13 protein-coding genes and 1 tRNA gene are annotated in these 18,080 nt (G+C 66.6%); 6 read left to right on the top strand and 8 right to left on the bottom strand.

What is annotated here, in order from left to right; genetic code table 11:
- Positions 1-13 precede the first annotated feature (13 nt).
- From cdd to LNV28_RS20255, 5 genes are read right to left on the bottom strand one after another with little or no spacing between them, the layout of a single operon-like run.
- Positions 14-442: a cytidine deaminase gene (gene cdd / locus LNV28_RS20275; RefSeq protein WP_263520403.1), complete on the bottom strand. Its 429-nt coding sequence runs from the start codon at positions 440-442 to the stop codon at positions 14-16.
- Positions 443-450: 8 nt separating this feature from the next.
- On the bottom strand, positions 451-1,431 hold the full coding sequence (locus LNV28_RS20270; RefSeq protein WP_263520402.1) for an ABC transporter permease: 981 nt from the start codon (positions 1,429-1,431) through the stop codon (positions 451-453).
- Entirely contained in the window at positions 1,424-2,572 is a 1,149-nt protein-coding gene (locus LNV28_RS20265; RefSeq protein ID WP_263520401.1) for an ABC transporter permease, read from the bottom strand. The genes LNV28_RS20270 and LNV28_RS20265 overlap by 8 nt, the downstream gene beginning before the upstream one ends.
- Positions 2,569-4,182, bottom strand: coding sequence for an ABC transporter ATP-binding protein (locus LNV28_RS20260; protein ID WP_263520400.1), 1,614 nt, complete (start codon positions 4,180-4,182; stop codon positions 2,569-2,571). Before LNV28_RS20260 ends, LNV28_RS20265 begins: the two co-directional genes overlap by 4 nt.
- A gap of 56 nt (positions 4,183-4,238) precedes the next feature.
- Positions 4,239-5,231, bottom strand: a complete 993-nt coding sequence (locus LNV28_RS20255) for a BMP family lipoprotein (protein WP_263520399.1) — start codon at positions 5,229-5,231, stop codon at positions 4,239-4,241.
- 478 nt (positions 5,232-5,709) lie between these two features.
- On the opposite strand from LNV28_RS20255, the gene LNV28_RS20250 reads away from it, so the two are divergent.
- From LNV28_RS20250 to LNV28_RS20225, 6 genes are all read left to right on the top strand, one after another.
- Entirely contained in the window at positions 5,710-6,066 is a 357-nt protein-coding gene (locus LNV28_RS20250; protein WP_263520398.1) for a FeoA family protein, read from the top strand.
- Complete coding sequence (gene feoB / locus LNV28_RS20245) at positions 6,059-7,927, top strand: ferrous iron transporter B (protein WP_263520397.1); 1,869 nt, start codon at positions 6,059-6,061, stop codon at positions 7,925-7,927. The genes LNV28_RS20250 and feoB overlap by 8 nt, the downstream gene beginning before the upstream one ends.
- Positions 7,928-8,087: 160 nt before the next feature.
- Positions 8,088-8,513, top strand: a complete 426-nt coding sequence (locus LNV28_RS20240; protein ID WP_263520396.1) for a hypothetical protein — start codon at positions 8,088-8,090, stop codon at positions 8,511-8,513.
- A gap of 130 nt (positions 8,514-8,643) precedes the next feature.
- Complete coding sequence (locus LNV28_RS20235; RefSeq protein WP_263520395.1) at positions 8,644-10,539, top strand: cyclic nucleotide-binding and patatin-like phospholipase domain-containing protein; 1,896 nt, start codon at positions 8,644-8,646, stop codon at positions 10,537-10,539.
- A 44-nt stretch (positions 10,540-10,583) separates the two neighbouring features.
- Positions 10,584-14,597 carry a non-ribosomal peptide synthetase gene (locus tag LNV28_RS20230; RefSeq protein ID WP_263520394.1) on the top strand — a complete coding sequence of 1,338 codons (4,014 nt, stop codon included), beginning with the start codon at positions 10,584-10,586 and terminating at the stop codon, positions 14,595-14,597.
- A complete protein-coding gene (locus LNV28_RS20225) occupies positions 14,594-15,301 on the top strand; it encodes a TVP38/TMEM64 family protein (RefSeq protein ID WP_263520393.1) in 708 nt (235 codons plus the stop codon). Before LNV28_RS20230 ends, LNV28_RS20225 begins: the two co-directional genes overlap by 4 nt.
- Before the next feature lie 20 nt (positions 15,302-15,321).
- On the opposite strand, the gene LNV28_RS20220 is transcribed toward LNV28_RS20225, so the two are convergent.
- From LNV28_RS20220 to LNV28_RS20210, 3 genes are all read right to left on the bottom strand, one after another.
- On the bottom strand, positions 15,322-15,732 hold the full coding sequence (locus LNV28_RS20220; protein ID WP_263520392.1) for a low affinity iron permease family protein: 411 nt from the start codon (positions 15,730-15,732) through the stop codon (positions 15,322-15,324).
- 175 nt (positions 15,733-15,907) lie between these two features.
- Positions 15,908-15,983, bottom strand: a tRNA-His gene (locus LNV28_RS20215).
- 135 nt (positions 15,984-16,118) lie between these two features.
- Positions 16,119-18,035 (bottom strand): peptidylprolyl isomerase, encoded by a 1,917-nt coding sequence (locus LNV28_RS20210; RefSeq protein WP_263520391.1) that lies wholly within the window; start codon positions 18,033-18,035, stop codon positions 16,119-16,121.
- Positions 18,036-18,080 lie beyond the last annotated feature (45 nt).

Below are 18,080 nucleotides of genomic sequence, written 5' to 3'. Positions count from 1 at the left end.
TTGTTGCGAAGGCTCAGAGCTTCAGATGCTCGGGGCCGAAACTGAAAGGCAGCAGCTGTTCCAGCGTCCACTGCTGGCGGATGCCGCCCGGGTCGGCGGCGATGATGATCAGCTCCGGGTCGGCGAACTCGCGCAGCTTCTGACGGCAGCCGCCGCAGGGCGTGATGATGTCCGGGCCGGGGCCGCTGACCAGCACCGCGCTGACGCGGCGACCGCCGGCCATGATCATGGCCGTCAGGGCCGAGGCCTCGGCGCACCAGCCCTGCGGGTAGGCGGCGTTTTCGATATTGCAGCCGGCATGGATGCGGCCCTGCTCGTCGAGCACGGCGGCGCCCACGGCATAGCCGGAGTACGGCGAATGCGAATGCTGGCGCGCGCCCAGCGAGGCGGCCAGCAGGCGCTGCACGAGATCCGGTGTGAGGGCGTTCTTCAGAGCGTTCACGCGTGTGCTCAACGTTCTTTGAGGTAAGGCCGGCCCAGCGCCTTGGGTGCCAGGGCCTGACCGATGAAGCCAGCCAGCAGGATGACGGTCAGCAAATAGGGCAAGGCCTGGATCAGCTGCACCGGCACTTCGCCGACACCGGGGATCACCGCGCCCTGCATGCGGATGGCCAGGGCGTCGAGGAAGCCGAAGAGCAGGCAGGCGGCGAGCGTGGGCAGGGGCTTCCACTTGCCGAAGATCATGGCGGCCAGAGCGATATAGCCACGGCCGGCCGTCATGTTCGGCGAGAAGGAGGCGTTCTGCGCCAGGGTCAGGTAGGCGCCGGCCAGGCCGCAGAGCAGGCCGTTGAGCATCAGCGCGGCATAACGCAGCCGCGGCACGGACACGCCGGCCGCGTCCACCATGGCCGGGTTCTCGCCGACCGCGCGCAGGCGCAGGCCCGGCTTGGTGCGCTCGAGGAAGAACCAGACTCCGGCCACCAGGAAGAAGGCCAGGTAGACCAGCAGGTTGTGGCTGAGCAGGCCGTGGCCGACGATGGCGCCCAGCCAGGGGCCCAAGGCTGCCACGGCCGCCTCGGGTTCGCTCCAGCCGGCGATCAGGCCGGTCAGGCGCACATCGGCCGTGATTGGCGGGGTCTGGCCGCCTTGGGCGAACCAGGCGATGCCCAGCACCACGGTCAGGCCGGCCGCCACCATATTGAGCGCCACACCCGACACCACCTGGTCACCGCGGTGGGTGACGCAGGCAAAGCCGTGGATCAGCGACATGGCGCAGGCCACGGCGATGGCCGCAGCCAGGCCCATGCCTGTCGAGTGGCTGGCACTGGCAGCCGCCGCAGCGGCAAACGCGGCAAACAACATCTTGCCTTCCAGGCCGATATCGATCACGCCCGAGCGCTCGCTGATCAAGCCCGCCAGGGCACAGAGCAGCAGCGGCGTGGTGACCCGCAGGGTCGAGGCCAGCATCGAGCCGATCAGGATCTCATCCATGAGCCAGCTCCTTCGCATGGGCCTTGTTTTTTCCAGACAGCCAGCCGTGCAGCTTGACGAACAGCGGCAGGCTCACGGTCGCCATGGCGCCGGCGAACAGCACGATCAGGCCCTGGGCCGTGACCACCATCTCGCGGCTGAAGCCGGGAAGCTCGAAAGACACTTCCACGCCGCCCTGATACAGCACACCAAACAGCAGCGAAGCCAGGACGATGCCGACCGGATGGTTGCGGCCCATCAGCGACACGGCGATGCCGGTGAAGCCGGCACCGGCGACGAAGTCCAGGGTCAGCTTGCCCTGCACGCCGGAGATCTCATTGACCGCCACCAGACCGGCCAGCGCGCCGGCCAGGCCCATGGCCACCAGCACCTGGTACTTGGGGCGGATGCCGGCGTAGTGCGCGGCGCGCGGCGCGCTGCCGACGGCGCGCAAGGCATAGCCGGCCGCGCTCTTCCACAGAAACCACCAGACGAAGACGCAGGCCAGCAAGGCCAGCAGCAGGCTCAGGTTCAGCGGAGAAGAAGGCATCTCGACACCGAACAGCGCAGCCAGCTGATGCAGGGCCGGCATGCGTGCCGACTCGGCAAAGTCTGCGCTCTCCACCGCCATGCTGCCGGCCGGACGCAGCCAGTTGACCAGCAAATACACGTTCAGGCTGGCGGCCAGGAAGTTGAACATGATGGTGGTGATGACGATGTGGCTGCCGCGCCAGGCCTGCAACCAGCCCGGGATCAAGGCCCAGACCATGCCGAACAGGGCCGCCGCGATCACCAGCAGCGGCAGCAGCACCGCGGCCGGCAGATGCGCGCCCAGGGCCAGGGCCAGCAGGCCCACACCCAGGCCGCCAAACGTGGCCTGCCCTTCCCCGCCGATATTGAACAGGCCGCCGTGGATGGCCACGGCCACAGCCAGGCCGGTGAAGATGAAGGTGGTCGTGTAGTACAGGGTGTAGCCCAGGCCGCGCAAGCTGCCGAGCGAGCCCTGCAGCAGCACGCTCAGCGCATGCATGGGGCTCTGGCCAATGGCCAGCACCACCAGGCCGGCCACGCCCAGGGCCACGGCCAGGTTCCACAAGGGCAAGAGGCCCAGGTCGATCCAGCGCGGCAAGGCGCTGCTCGATGAAGATGAAGATGCACTCATGCTTGTTGCAACGCCGCAGCGTTCATTTCTTCTTTCGCGGTGGCGGCCATCAGCAGGCCCAGGCGGGTTTCGGTGCACTCGGCGATGTCCAGCTCGCCGGTGATGCGGCCGCCGTTCATGACGATGACGCGGTCGGACAGGGCCAGGATCTCGTCCAGCTCGCTGCTGACGACCAGCACCGCACAGCCGGCATCGCGCAGCGCGCGCAGCTGCTGGTGGATGAATTCGATGGCGCCGATGTCGACGCCGCGCGTCGGCTGGCCGACCAACAGCACCGTGGGCGCCTGGCCGATTTCGCGCGCCAGCACCAGCTTTTGCTGGTTGCCGCCCGAAAACTTGCTGGAGCCGATGTTCATGTCACGCGGGCGCACATCAAAGCGCTCGGCCATGGCCGCGGCCTCGGACTTCATGCGCTCGTGGTTCATGGCGGCATTCAGCGGGCCGCTGCGGTAAAGGGGCAGGTCTTGATAGCCCAGCACCGCGGTTTCCCAGGCCGGGAAGCTCATCACCATGCCGCAGGCATGGCGGTCTTCCGGCACATGGGCCAGGCGGCACTCGCGCGCGCTGCGCGGCTCCAGCCACTGGCCAGCCGCGGCGTCGAAGCGGCGCCCACCGAGTTCCATCTGGCCGGTCTCCGGCGCACGCATGCCGCTGAGCACTTCCAGCAACTCGGTCTGGCCATTGCCCGACACGCCGGCCACGCCGACGATTTCGCCGGCGCGCAGCTGCAGGCCGATGTCTTGCAGCAAGGGTACCGCCTGGCCGGCGGTCAGGCTCAGGCCCTGCACCCGCAGGCGCAGCGGCGCAGCGGCATCGTGGGCGGCGGCCTGCTCGGGCCGACCCAGATGCACCTTGCGGCCCACCATGGCCTGAGCCAGGTCTTCCGGGCTGGTATCTGAAATGGCCTTGGTCTGCACGACCTGACCCGCACGCATCACGGTGACGGCATCGCACAGCGCCATCACTTCCTTGAGCTTGTGAGTGATCAGGAGGATGGTGGTGCCACGCTCGCGCAGGCGGCGCAGGGTCTCAAACAGCTGCAGAGTTTCCTGCGGGGTCAGCACCGCGGTGGGCTCATCCAGGATCAGGATCTTGGCGCCGCGATACAGGGCTTTGAGGATCTCCAGGCGCTGCAGTTCGCCCACCGGCAGTTCGCCGACCAGAGCGTCCAGATGCACATGCAGGCCGGTTTCGCTCATCAAGGCCTGAAGCTGGCTGCGCACTTTGCGCTTGGCGGCATTGAGGAAGAAAGCCGGCTCGGCGCCCAGCATCACATTGTCCAGGCAGCTCAGGGTGTCGACCAGCATGAAGTGCTGGTGGACCATGCCGATGCCCAGAGCTATGGCCTGCTGTGAATCCTTGATCTGCACCGGGCGGCCGGCGATGGCGATGCTGCCGCTGTCGGCCTGGTAATAGCCATAGAGAATGGCCATCAGCGTGCTCTTGCCGGCGCCGTTCTCGCCGACCAGGCCGTGCACGGTGCCGGCGCGCACGCTCAGGCTGACTTCACGGTTGGCCTGCACGGCGCCGAAGCGCTTGGAGATGTCACGCAGCTCGACGGCCGGCGGGGCACCGTCCGCGGGCACGGTGCCCTTGCTCTGGGTCGTCATGGATGGATGTCGCTGAATTTCGCGGAAAGTCGCGCAAGATCGCGCCGGGCAGGCGCTCAGTACTTGCAGGCGTTGTCGGCCATGTAATCGGCCACCTTGATCTTGCCGGACACGATGTCGACCTTGATAGCCTCCACCTTGGTCTTGAGCGCCGGACTGATCAGCTTGCTGTTGTGCTCATCGAGTGCGTACTCGACGCCGCCTTCTTTCAGGCCCAGCACCGAGACGCCGGCCTTCCAACCCTTGAGCACGTTGTACACGGCCACGTCCACGTTCTTGACCATGGAGGTCAGCATGGTGCCGGGCTGCAGATGGTTTTGGTTGCTGTCCACACCGATGGCCAGCTTGCCGGCGTCCTTGGCCGCCTGGTAGACGCCCGAGCCCGTGCCGCCCGCGGCAGCAAACACGATGTCCGAGCCCTTGGCGAACTGCGACTTGGCCAGCTCACCGCCGCGCGTCGGGTCGTTCCAGGCGCTGGAGGTGGTGCCGGTCATGTTGGAGAAGACCTCGGCCTTGGGGTTGGTCGCTTTCACGCCTTGCTCGAAGCCGCACTGGAACTTGCGGATCAAGGGAATGTCCATGCCGCCGACAAAGCTGACCTTGCCGGTCTTGCTGGTGAGCGCGGCCATGGCGCCGACCAGGTAGCTGCCCTCGTGTTCCTTGAACACCACCGACTGCACATTGGGCGCGTTGACCACCGAGTCGATGATGGCGAACTGGGTCTTGGGGAAGTCCTTGGCCACTTGCTGCAGGGCCGAGGCCTGGGCAAAGCCGATGCTGATGATGGGGCTGGCGCCACGTTCGGCCATGCGGCGGATGGCCTGCACGCGCTGGGTGTCGTTGCTGATCTCGAATTCGAGATAAGCCTTGCCGGTTTCCTTCTTCCAGCGCTCGACACCGCGGTAGGCCGATTCATTGAAGCTCTTGTCGAACTTGCCACCCATGTCAAAGATGACGGCGGCTTGCCCGGCCTGGGCCAGCGCCGACAGGGACAGGGCAGACAGCGCAAGAGTCACGGCGGCACGAACAAACGAAGGTGTGGCGATCATGGCAGCAGGGATGGGCAGGCAAATCGGTGAAAGAACGCCACCGGGGCCATCAAGGCCGGCCGGCAGCGCGGTTGGGCTTCGGGCAGATTGCCCCCGTCTTTTTACGAACGCCAGACGGTAGTCGACATCGGACGCTGATTGTAAGAAAACTCAGTGTATCGGCTGATAAAGGAAAACGCTAAACGTTTGCGCGCCCCATTTTATGCATTTGCGCAACTGCGGCGCTAGGCAGGGACACCCACTCAGGTGCACTGTTTTCCAGCATCGAAGGCAGCCCCTCAAGCGGCCCGCCGCCCAATCCGCCGCGGCGAAAACGCACAAAGCATGAGACGCATCAAAAAGCAGCGGCACCCAACCCGCGGCGCTAAGTCTAAAATGAGAATAATTCTCGATTGCACTCGCTGACTTTTTCCAAGCCCTGAAGCCCAAGCCGCACGCGGCCTTCCCATCCCCTCTTCACCGAAGCAAGACGCCTCGCATGACCGACTTCAGCGCCTCCAGCGCTCTGCCCGCCGCGGCTGGCGCTCCCCTGACCCCTTGCGCTCACGTCGCCGCAGCCAGCCCCTGGATCCCCAACACCTTGGCGGAACTCGGGCTGGGTCAAGCCATGCAGGTGCACTCGGTGCAAGCGCCGGTCCATGCGCCCGAGTGGGCCGACTGGCTGGCCGAAATCGGTTTCGTACCGGGCGAGGCGGTCAAGATCCTCAGCCGCGGCCTGCCCGGCAGCGACCCGCTGGTGGTGCGCATCGGCCAGTCCACCTTTGCCCTGCGCCGCGCCGAGGCGGCCTGCATCCGGGTGCAGGCCCTGCAAGGCCCGGAGGCGACGCATGGCTGAGGCAGTCATCCATGTGCACCGGGGCGGGCCGCTGCTGGCCCTGGTCGGCAACCCGAACTGCGGCAAGACCGCCCTGTTCAACCGCCTGACCGGCAGCCAGCAAAAAGTGGCCAACTACGCCGGCGTCACCGTTGAGCGCAAAGAGGGCCGCCTGCTCAGCGCCGCCGGCCGCGCCCTGCGCCTGCTGGACCTGCCCGGCACCTACAGCCTGAACCCGCGCTCGCCCGATGAGCGCGTCACCTGCGATGTGCTGGCCGGCCGTGCGCGCGGCGAGAAGCGCCCCGACCTGGTGGTCTGCGTGCTCGACGCCACCAATCTGCGCCGCACCCTGCGCCTGGTGCTGGCAGTGCAGCGCCTGGGCCTGCCCTGCGTGGTGGCGCTGAATATGGCCGACTTGGCCGCCCGGCGCGGCCTGACCATCGACGCCGAGGCGCTGTCGCGCGAACTGGGCGTGCCGGTGCTGCGGACCGTGGCCACGGCGGGCGAAGGCGTGACCGAGCTGAAAGCCCTGCTGGACGACAAAGCGGTCTGGGCGCCAGCTGCCCTGCCCGACACCGCGGCAGACTGCGACCACGAACGCATCAAGCAGATCCTGCAGCGACTGCAACTGGATCAAGAGCTGCCCGAGCTGCCCAGCGACCGCCTCGACCGCGTGCTGCTGCATCCGGTGGCCGGCCCACTGATCCTGGCGGCCGTGCTCTTCCTGCTCTTCCAGGCCGTGTTTGCCTGGGCCACCGGGCCCATGGATCTGATCAAGGACGGCATGGCCGCGCTGGGCGAGATGGTCGGCGGCGCCCTGCCCGAAAGCTGGTTGCGCAGCCTCTTGGTGGACGGGCTGATCGCCGGCGTGGGCGGCGTGCTGGTCTTCCTGCCGCAGATCCTGATCCTGTTCTTCTTCATCCTGATCCTGGAAGAAAGTGGCTACCTGCCGCGCGCGGCGTTTTTGCTGGATCGCTTGATGGGCAGCGTCGGCCTCTCGGGCCGCAGCTTCATCCCCTTGCTGTCCAGCTTTGCCTGCGCCATCCCTGGCATCATGGCCACGCGCAGCATCGCCAACCCGCGCGACCGCTGGGTCACCATCCTGATCGCGCCGCTGATGACCTGCTCGGCCCGGCTGCCGGTCTACGCCCTCTTGATTGGCGCCTTCATACCCGCGCGGCAACTGGCTTGGGGTTTGCAGCTGCAGGGCCTGGTGCTGTTCGGGCTCTACCTGGCCGGCATCTTCGGCGCACTGTGCGTGGCCTGGCTGCTCAAGCGCTTCACGCGCAGCGGCGAGCACGTGCGGCCGCTGATGATGGAGCTGCCGGCCTACCACTGGCCGCATCCGCGCAATATCGCCCTGGGACTGTGGCAGCGCGCGGTGATCTTTGTGCGCCGCGTCGGCGGCGTCATCATGGTGCTGACCGTGCTGCTCTGGCTGCTGGCCAGCTTCCCCGGAGCGCCCGAAAGCGCCAGCGAGCCCGCCATCGTCTACAGTGTCGCCGGCATGCTGGGCCGCGGTCTGGCGCCGCTGTTCGAGCCCCTGGGCTTCAACTGGCAGATCTGCCTGGCCCTGGTGCCGGGCCTGGCCGCCCGCGAGGTGGTGATCAGCGCCCTGGGCACGGTCTACGCCCTGTCCAGCGGCGGCGCCGATGCGGCCGAGGCCTTGAGTCCGCTGATCGCACAGAGCTGGAGCTTGCCCACGGCGCTGGCCCTGCTGGCCTGGTTTGTCTTTGCGCCGCAATGCATCGCCACCCTGGCTGCTGCCCGGCGTGAGACCGGCGGCTACAAGACGCCCGCGCTGATGCTGGTCTATCTCTTCGGTCTGGCCTATATGGCCGCCTGGCTGACCTTCAAGATCAGCAGCGCCCTGCTTGCCTGAGGCCGAAGGCGGTGTTCACCATTCTCTGGCAACGATCCCGTGTAAACCCTGAGGCCCAAAGCCAGACTCTGCCCCCACACTGCCGGGCCTGCGCACGCACTGCGTGAGGTCGCTGCTGCGCGCTGCCAAAGCAACAACAAGCATGTCTCGAAGGAAACCCATGAAACTGAACCAGCTGATCGCCGCCCTGATCCTGCCTTGCGCCGCTGCCGCCGCTTTTGCCGCTCCGGCCAAGTACGTGATCGATGACCAATCGACCGCCAATCTGATGGATCAAGCCGCAGCCGAAGCCATTTGGTTGAAGAGCATCACACCGGCCACGGTCAAGCTGTTCCCGGCCAAGGCCTGGGGCTTCCTGAGCCAGGTCGAAGGCGGCATCGATGTGGCACAAAAGACCTGCGTGATCACCGCCCGCGCCGTGGTCCTGCCGCGCAAGGGCAAGGACCTGGTGTTCAAGCCGGCCAAGAGCGCGACCACTTTTGGTGCCGCCCCCAACGCCTCGCCCGAGCAGTGCAAGGCACTGGGCAAGGCCAAGCTGGAAGAAGCGGTGCAAGCCCTGGCCGGTGCCATGGGCACGAGCAACTGATCGATCAGCGACTCGAGTTCCTCCAGCGCCACAGGCGCTGTTGCCAAAAGCCCGGCGTCACCCGACGCGCGGGCTTTTTCTTTGTTCTTTCTGCCCACACGAGCCCGTGAGCGGCAGCTAGACTGACTCGATGGAGTTCCAGCCCGAACACATCCACCGCGAGGCCAGCCTGGCCAAGGTGCTGGCCATGCTGCAGGCCAGCCCGGTGTTCGGGGGCTTGCCGGCCGGGATCTTGAAGGAGCTGGCCGAGGCCATGGAGGTGCAGCAGGTCCAGGGCGGTGCCACGCTGCTGCGCGAAGGCGAAGCCTCCGACACCATCATTTTTGTCATCAGCGGCGGCCTGCGCGTGACACGGCGCGACGCTACAGGCCAGCGCTTGCTCTACAACCAAGTTCAACCCGGCCAGAGCATCGGTGAGTTGGGCCTGATCCTGCAGCAAGCGCGAGCCCAGGACCTGAGCGCCGTACGCGACTCGCGCCTGGCAGTCTTGAGCCGCCAGGCCTATCAGCGCCTGCTGCAGCGCCACCCGACTGAGCTCTGCCAAGTCTTCGTCCAAGCGGTGTACGAACGCCTGCGGCCCCAGCACGAAGTACCGGTGCCGCAGCGCATGGCCCAGACCTTTGCTCTGTTGCCGCTGCAGCGGGAGCTGGATCAAGACGGCTGCGGCACCGCCTTGGCTGAAGACCTGTGCCGCTGCCTGAGCTTGCAGGGCCGCAGCGGCCACCTGCGCGAAGTGCGGGACCCTGCCAGCGGAGCGCCGCAGCTGCTGCTCAACGGTCAGGCCTTGCCGCACGAGGCCCTGGCACATCTGGAAGACCGCTTTGACTTCATCGTCTATCAGGCGCGCCATGCCGATGATTTGGGCGCTGAACCCGAGGCCTGGACGCGCTTCGCGCTGCGCCAAGCCGATCAACTGATCTTGCTCAGTGGCGCCCACGCCCCGCACACACCCAGCCGGGTTGAACAGGCCCTGTTGGCCGGCGATGGCAACGCGGCACTGAAGCGCCAGCATTTGGTCTTGCTGCACGACGCCCATGAAGCTCAGCCGGTGCTGCCAACGCCGTGGCTGATGGGGCGCACCCTGGAGCGCATTTACCCGCTGCGCCGCGCCCGTTTGGGCGACACCCAGCGCCTGGCCCGCTTCCTGACCGGCAGCGCTCTGGGCCTGGTGTTGGGCGGCGGGGGCGCGCGCGGCTTTGCTCATCTCGGCGTGTTGCGTGCACTGCAAGAAAGCCAGCTGCCCGTGGATCTGATCGGCGGCAACAGCATGGGGGCACTGATCGCCGCGCAATACGCCTGCGGCCACAGCCTGGAGCAGATCCTGAGCCAGACGCGCCGCTTTGCCGCCGGCGGCGAGCGCCTGACCTTGCCGCTGGTGTCCCTGGTGGCCGGCCGGCGGGTCGAGCGCGACCTGCGCCGCATGTTCGGCGAGCGCCTGATCGAACAGCTCTGGTTGCCCTTCTTCGCCGCCGCCTGCAATCTCAGCGAAGGCACCACCAGCACCCTGGACCAAGGCCCGCTTTGGCGCGCCGTGCTGGCCAGCAACTCGCCCGCCGGCCTGTTCCCGCCCGTGCTGCAGGGCGGCGCCCTCTTGGTGGACGGCGCCATCCTCGACAACGTGCCGGTGCAGGCCATGCGCGTGCGCCTGGGCACGCCTCTGGAGCGACGCCGCGGCAACGGCAGCATCATTGCCGTCGATGTCGACGTGCGCGCCAGCCTGCGTGCCGACAGCGGGCTGGCGCGCCTGGGCAATTGGCAGGTGCTCAAGCGCTGGCTGCGCCCGGGCGCTCCAGCCGCGCCGGGAATTGCCGACATCCTCTACAGCGCCGGCCACATCGGCAGCCTGGGGCAGCGGCAGCGTGCGCGCGCGCAGGCCGACCATTACCTCGAACCGCCCGTGGCAGGATTCGCCCTGATGGCCTACGCCCAAGGGGCCGAGATCGCCGAACTGGGCTATCGCCACGCGATGGAACACATCGAACAATGGGATCGCAAGCAGCTGTTGAATCTCAAGCCCAAGATCTGAGCGCCGATCCGGTCGCGTCGGGCCCTGCCGCCGCGAGCGCAGCAATGGACCTGCCGCTGTCGCTGAGTCAGCGCGAGGTCTGGCTCGATCAACGCGCCTGGCCCGGCAGTGCGCATCTCAATATCGGTGGTGGAGCCTTGCTGCGGGGTCGGCTGGATGTCGCCCGGCTGAAAGCGGCCTTGCGCCTGCTGGTGGCCGGCCACGATGCCCTGCGCCTGGCCCCTGATTTGCACGGTCACCAGCGCTTGCTGCCGGCCTGGGACGCGCAGTTGGAACGGGTCGACTTGCACTGCGCCTCTGACCTCGAAGCCGAGCAGGCCATGGAACGCTGCTGGAACGCTCGCATGGGCGAGCCCTTCGCCCTCGATGGCCGGCCGCCCTGGCGCTTCCTGCTGCTGCGCGCGCATGACGCCCTGCACGGCTTGAGCATCCAGTTTCACCACCTCGTGATGGACGGTTGGGGCACAACCCAGCTGATGCAGGCTTGGTGCACGATCTACCAAAGCCTGGAGCCCGGGGCCACGTCTTCGCCGAGAGAGGCCTGTGCTGGCGCACGCTACTGTGACTTCATCGAGGACTCGCAGCGCTACCGTCAATCGGCCTTGTTCGAACGTGACGCGGCTTTCTGGCGGCAACAACTGACCGGTCTGGCACAAGGCGATCGCCAGCCTTTGGTGGCGCGGCGCGCCCAGCCGCAGAGCGTCGATACACGCGAGTTGCCAAGAGCCCAGCTCTTCCATCTGCCCCTGGATGCCAGCGCCTATGCCCGCATGGAGCAAGCCGCCAAAGCCCAGGGGCTGAGCAGCTTCAATGTCCTGCTGGCCGCCATGGCCCTGTACTTCGGGCGCCTCAGCGGTCAGCGCAAAGTGCTGATCGGCGTGCCCAGCCTGAACCGCAGCGGCCAACGCTTTCGCCAGACACCGGGCATGTTCACCGGCCTGCAATGCCTGCTGCTCGACCTGGACCAGGCCGGCACGGCAGGGGCGCTGATGCAGCAAGCGGGCACGCAGATGCAAGCGGCCCTGCGGCATGCGCGCTACCCCTTGAGCGAGCTGGCCCATGAACTGCCGGGCCTGCACCTGAGCGGCCAGGGCGAGGTGCTGGAGCTGCTGCTGTCCTTTGAACGCCAGGACTACCGCCTGCAGTTTGGCGCGGCTCAACTGACGGAATCGCGCCAGCTGTTCAGCGGCCGCGCCCGCTTCCCCCTGGCGATGACGCTGTGCGAATTCGACGGCGGCGCTGCGCCGGCCCTGATACTGGAAGCCAGCAGCGCCTGCTTCGAAGCGGAAGAAACGGCCTTGCTGGCACGCCGGCTCTGGCAGCTCAGCCAGAGCCTGGCCGCGCAGCCCGAACAAGCGCTAGACCTGATCGAACTGCTGCCGGCCGAAGAACGCTGGGCCCTGCTGCACGGCCTGCACAAGGACCTGGCCCAGCTTGAGGCGCCGCAAACCTGGGTGAGCCAGTTCCGCCATCAGGCCGGCCTGCAGCCCGAAGCCTGCGCCTTGGTCTGGGATGAGCATGACACCGTCGCAAGCCTGAGTTATGCCGAGTTGCTTGCGCGCACCGAAGCGCTGGCCCGGCAGCTGCGCCGCCTCGGTGCCGGGCGCGACCGGGTCGTGGCCCTGGCCATGGAACGCTCGGCCGAAATGGTGGTGGCCCTGGTCGCCATTGGACTGGCGGGCGCGGCCTTCCTGCCTTTGGACCCGCAGGCGCCGCCGGCTCGCCTTGCCGGTGTGCTGCTGGACAGCGGCGCGGTGGCCCTTTTGCTCGATGTCGATGGCCCGTCGGTGTTGAGCGAACTGCCGGGCCTGCAGCAGCGCTGCCTGCGTTTGCCCCAGACCTGGCCCGAATTCCCGGACTCGAACGACCGAGCAGCCTCGGACGGGGCACGCGCCGAAGACCTGGCCTATGTGCTCTTCACCTCGGGCTCAAGCGGCCGTCCCAAGGGCGTGATGATGGAGCACGGCGCCCTGACACGGCGCCTGGCCTGGCTGGCCAAGAGCTGGGGCATCGGCCCGCAAGACCGGGCCATCCAGGGCACTCAACTTGGCTTTGACCCGGCCCTGGTGGAGCTGCTGCTGCCGCTGAGCCAAGGCGCCAGCATCGCCCTGCCGCCGCCGGGCCGCGTGCATCCGCGCCGCCTGGCCGAGCTGATCCAGAAGCACGGTGCCAGCTTCGGCGCCTTCGTGCCCAGCACCCTGGCCGGTCTGGTGGACGCCTGGGCGCTGGCGCGCCGCCAAGGCCAGCCGGCACCTAGTCTTCGGGTCGCCTGCTGCGGCGGGGAGCTGCTGCCTCCGGCCCTGGTGCGGCGCTTTCAAGCCTTGAGCAGCGCCCAGCTCTACAACTTCTACGGCCCGACCGAAGCCTGCATCTTTGCCAGCGCCTGGCCCTGCCCGCCGGCCCCTGCCGAAATCGGGGCAGACACGGGGCAGAACGAAATCACGAAGATCCCCTTGGGCCGCCCCATCGACGACGTCCGCATCTATGTGCTGGACGAGACCATGCAGCCCCTGCCCTTCGGCTACAGCGGCGAGATCTATATCGGCGGCGGCGGTCTGGCGCGCGGCTACCTCGGGCGGCCCGAGCTGGACGCTCGCGCCTTTGTGCCCGACCCCTGGGTGCCCAGCGCGCCGGGGCAGCCCCCAGCTCGGCTTTACCGCAGCGGCGATCGCGGCTGGCTGGACGCCGCCGGGCTGCTGCATTTCAACGGCCGCCTGGATCGTCAGGTCAAGCTGCGCGGCCAGCGCATCGAACTCGGCGATGTCGAAGCTGCCTGCCTGCGCCTGCCCCTGGTGCAACAAGCGGCCGTACAACTGCTCGCCGAGGCACAGCCGCCGCGCCTGCATGCCTGGCTCGCCGGCGCTGGGCTGAGCGAAGCGGACCTGCCACGATTGCAAGCGGGCTTGCGCCAGAGTCTGCCCGAGGTCATGCGCCCGAGCTCCTTCAGCCTGCTGGCCGAGTTGCCGCTCGGGCCCCATGGCAAGGTGCAGCTGGGCGGTTTACCGTCGCCCGCGCCGCTGGGGTCGTCTGCAGACTCTCTGGCCCCTGCGACCAGCGGCCCGCCACGAGCGCCCAGAAATGCCTTGGAGCACAGGCTGCTCGAACTCTGGAGTGAAGCCCTGCCGGCCGCCGCCCGAGCCGGCCAGATCGCACACGGCCAGACTGGCCAGACCGGCCAAATCGACCTGGACGCCGACTTCTTTGCGCTCGGTGGTGACTCTCTGGCCGCCCTCGGCGTACTGGCCACGCTGGAGGATGAACTCGGTCAACGCCTGCCCTTGCAACTGATGCAAGACCACCCGAGCATCGCGGCTCTGGCACGGGCCTTGACTCGGCCCTTTGTGCCGCCGGGCGTATTGCAAAAGCTGAGCCATGTGCAGTCGGGCGCGCAGCGACTCTTCGTCGCCGCATCCGGTCATGGCGATGTGCTGCGGCTGCAGCAGTTGGCGCAGGCCCTGGCCGGCGAAGTGGACGTCTTCATGTTGCAGCCGCCGCTTCAGGAAGAGCCGCTGAGCATTGGCGCCTTGGCAGCGATGTATGCCGATGCCATGGCCGCCGAGGGCGACTCGTCGGCCTGGCTGGCCGGCTTCTCGGTCGGAGGTGTCACGGCCTTGGCAGCAGCAGTGGAGCTGCAGCAACGCGGCCAGGCGCCGGCCGGCTTGCTGCTGCTGGACACCATCCACCCCGAAGCCGTGTTCGGCGGCACCACCCCCTGGCGAACGCTGGGCTGGCTGGTGCGCAAGCTCCACGTCCAGGACCTGAGCCTCAATGGCCGACGCCTCGGCGCCATGTTCAGCGACCCGGGCCTGGTGCTTCAGGTCCAGGCCCTGCGCGGCCATCGCTGTCAGGCATTTTCGGGCCCGGTCTTGCTGCTGCAATCGGCCGGTCTGGCCAAATGGCACAAGCTGCTGTTCCAGGCTTGGGGGCGGCTGCTGCCCGAGCTGCACAGCCGCCAGGTGGCCGGTACGCATGGTTCCATCTTCGATTCGAGCCACGTCGACACCCTGGCTGACGAGCTGCTCAGCTTCATGCGAGCGAAGACAGGGACTCAGGCATGAAGCAAAAGGAAGAACCGACGCAAGCCGCTGCCAAGCGGCGCCTGCGCCTGCGTGCGGCCGGCCTGGCCCTGCTTCTGTTGCTGCTGCTGGGTCTGAGTCTGGGCTGGGCCTATTCGCCCTGGCGCAGCGAAATCGATCCGGCGCAGCTGCTGCCAAAGCTGCAGCGCCTGGGCCAGTGGCTGGGGCCCTGGGCAATGGCTGCTTTGATGACCCTCGCCCTGGTGCTGGCCGTGCCGCTGATGCTGCTCACCGTACTCGCCCTGGCCGCCCTGGGCCCGACCCAGGGGCTCATGTGCACCTTGGCGGCCGGTGTTGCGGCCGCCGGCTTGAGCCATGGCATCGGCCACTGCCTGGGTCATGCGGCTCTGAAAACACTGGCCGGCCCGCGCCTTCAACAACTGAGCCAGGCCTTGGCCCGGCGCGGCCTGATCGCCGTGATCTTGATCCGCTGGTTGCCGATTGCGCCCTTCGCCATCGTCAATATGGTGGCAGGAGCCAGCCACATACGCCTGAGAGACATGATGCTCGGCACCTTGCTGGGCATGTTGCCGGCGACCTTGGCTCTGGCCTTCTTTATGGACCAGTTGATGCATGCCCTTGAGAGCGCCCAGGCCAGCGATGCCTGGCGCTTGCTGGCCGGCCTGATCCTGCTGGGCGTCGCCGCCTGGCTGCTGCGCCGCTGGGCCGCGCGCCGGCAAGCCTGACCCGCGCAGCCGGGCCCCGCTCAGGGCTCAGGCGTGCCGGTGTCCTGCTCGCCGCGGGTCAGTTCGTTACGTGCACCGGCGGCCAGCGCCTGGTAGCGCCCCCGGAAGGCGTCGAGCTGGTCCTGCTCCAACTCCTCCAGATCCAGCAGCGCATTGTGGGCGCCACGGGTGGCCCGGATCAGCTCGTCGAGCTTGACCTGGATCGCCTCGGTGTCCCGGTTCTGCGTGTTCTGGATCAGAAACACCATCAGGAAGGTGATGATGGTGGTGCCGGTGTTGATGACCAATTGCCAGGTGTCGCTGAAGCCAAACAGCGGCCCAGTGAGCAACCAGACCAGAATGACCGCCACGGCCAAGGTGAACACCCGCGGGCGACCACAGAAATGGGCGGTGGCCTTGGCAAAGCGCGAATACCAATTGCTGGTCGGCATGTAGAGGACTCCTGACGCGCCCGCAATGCGGGCCGGAGTCGCAGTGTGAGTCATGGCGAACCTGGGTCGGCAAAAAAATGAGCAGCTCGCCTTCCGACATTTCGCGTTCAGCAGCGTTTTCGTTCCCAGAACGGAAAAAGCCCTCAAGCATTCACTTGAGGGCTTTTCACGATTTTGGGGTGGCTGATGGGGCTCGAACCCACGACAACAGGAATCACAATCCTGGACTCTACCAACTGAGCTACAACCACCGTCGAGACATAGATTATAGAACGATTTTTTAAGGCGGCGCAAGCACTTTTTACAAGATGGCGGCGCCTCACCCAAAAGCTTCGTTCATCACCACCACTCGGCCGCACTCTCGAGCGACCGAATGGAATGAGTTCTTACGGAGCGCTGGCCGAGGCGGCAGCCATCGGCGCCTTGATCACGGCCTTGTAGCGCGTCTTCAAAGCATTGAGATAGGCCTGAGCCTCGACACCCGACCAGGCTTGCGCGTATTGGGCAGCCGCACGCTTGGCATCCACCACGGCCGGGTCACGCGGCAGCAGCTTGTTGATGCGTGCCAGCACATAGCTGCCGTCACCAGCATCGATGCCAACCACGGTCGGCAGCTTGCTGGCATCGGCCGAGAGAATGCCTTCCAGCACCTTGCGCGGCAGGTCGCGCGGCAAGGCACGCGAGACCACCACGGCGGCTTCCAGGCCGCCAGCTTCAGAGGCTCCAGCCTTCTGGAGTTCAGCCACGCGAGCCGCACCGGCCTTAGCGGCCTGAGCACCGGCCAATTGGCGAACCAGCTGGCTGCGCACCGTGTCCTTGACCTGGGCCAAAGGCAGCAAATGAGCCGGGTTGTGCTGAACCACGCGAGCCGCAACCATCTGGTTCGGCGCTGACTCGACGGCTTCGGTGTTGCGCTTGTTGCGCAGGGAATCATCCGAGAACACAGCCTCCAGCAATTTGGCCGAGGCCAGGGGGCCGCTCACGCCAGGTGCCGGCTTACGCTGCACGGTGGCATTCAAAACGGAGAGCTTCAGCTTGTCGGCTACCGGCTGCAGGCTGTCGGATTGCTCGTAGACGCCGTTGCTGAACTGCTCGGCCACCTCGACATAGCGCTTTTGAGCCAGTTGCTTGCGCACCTCGGCCTCGATCTCGGCGCGCACAGACTCAAAGCTCTTCTTGTCGCCGCCGCGCACACCGGTCAGCTGAATGATGTGGTAACCAAACTCGGACTCGACCACATTGCTGATCTCACCCTGCTTGAGCGCATAGGCAGCGTCGTCGAAAGGCTTGACCATGGCACCACGGGCGAAGAAATCCAGATCACCGCCGTTGGTGGCTGAACCTTCATCCTGGGAATTCTTGCGTGCCAGCTCGGCGAACTGGGCCGGGTTCTTGCGCAGCTGAGCCAGCAACTCTTCCGCCTTGGCTTTGGCTTTGGCGCGTTCATCAGCCTTGGCGTCTTGTGCCGCCTTGATCAGGATGTGGCTGGCACGGCGCTCTTCCGAGACCGTGTAGCGGGACTGGTTCTCACTGTAGTACTTGCGCAGGTCTTCGTCGCTGAAGCTGACACCCGCCTTCAAGGCCTCCAGGTCGAGCACCAGGTACTGGATCTGAGCGTTTTCAGCCACCTGGAACTGGGCTGCGTTCTTGCTGTCCTTGTAGAAGGCTTCGAGCTCGGCATCGCTGGGTGTGATGGCAGCGGCGAAATCCTTGGCCTGGAAGCGCTGCAACTGCACCTCGCGCTGCTGGAGCAAGGCATCAAAGGCCACGGCCGCATTGGCCTCCGAGGCCAGACCCGAGCTCGTCAGGCCGGCCGCCACCTGGCGCAGGGTCAAGTCCTGGCGCAAGCGTTCGACAAACATCTGCGAGCTCATGCCCTGAGCGGCCAGCAAGCTTTTGTTCAAGCTGCCGTCGGGGTTGCGCAGGAAGGCAAACTGAGGATCGTTCATGAACAGCGACTGCAAGCGCTCATCGCTGACGAACAGATGCTCATCCTTGGCTGCCGCTTGCAAGACACGCTCACGCACCAGGCCATCCAGGGCCTCGCGCTTCACTTCAGGTGAGTCGAGCAACTTGGCGTCCAGATTGGGCATCTGGCGACGCATGCGTTCGGCCTGATCGCGCTGCGCGGCGTCCCACTCGGCCTGCGTGATCTTTTGACCCGCGACCGTGGCCACGCCTGCGTTGGCGCCGTCCATGAAGCTGGTATAGCCCTGCATGCCGACCAAGGCAAACGAAGGCAGGATAAGAATCAGCAAGAGCAGCTGAAACAGGCGATTGTGTTTACGGACGAAATCAAACATCGAAACCTCAGACATGCAGACACGACAAAGGCGAACCGGAGTTCG

Origin of the sequence: Paucibacter sp. DJ2R-2, assembly GCF_025717675.1 — a bacterium.
In the GTDB taxonomy this organism is placed as follows: Bacteria; Pseudomonadota; Gammaproteobacteria; order Burkholderiales; family Burkholderiaceae_C; genus Paucibacter_A.
Note: the sequence above shows the minus strand (reverse complement) of the source record. Positions and strands in the feature narration are given on the sequence as shown.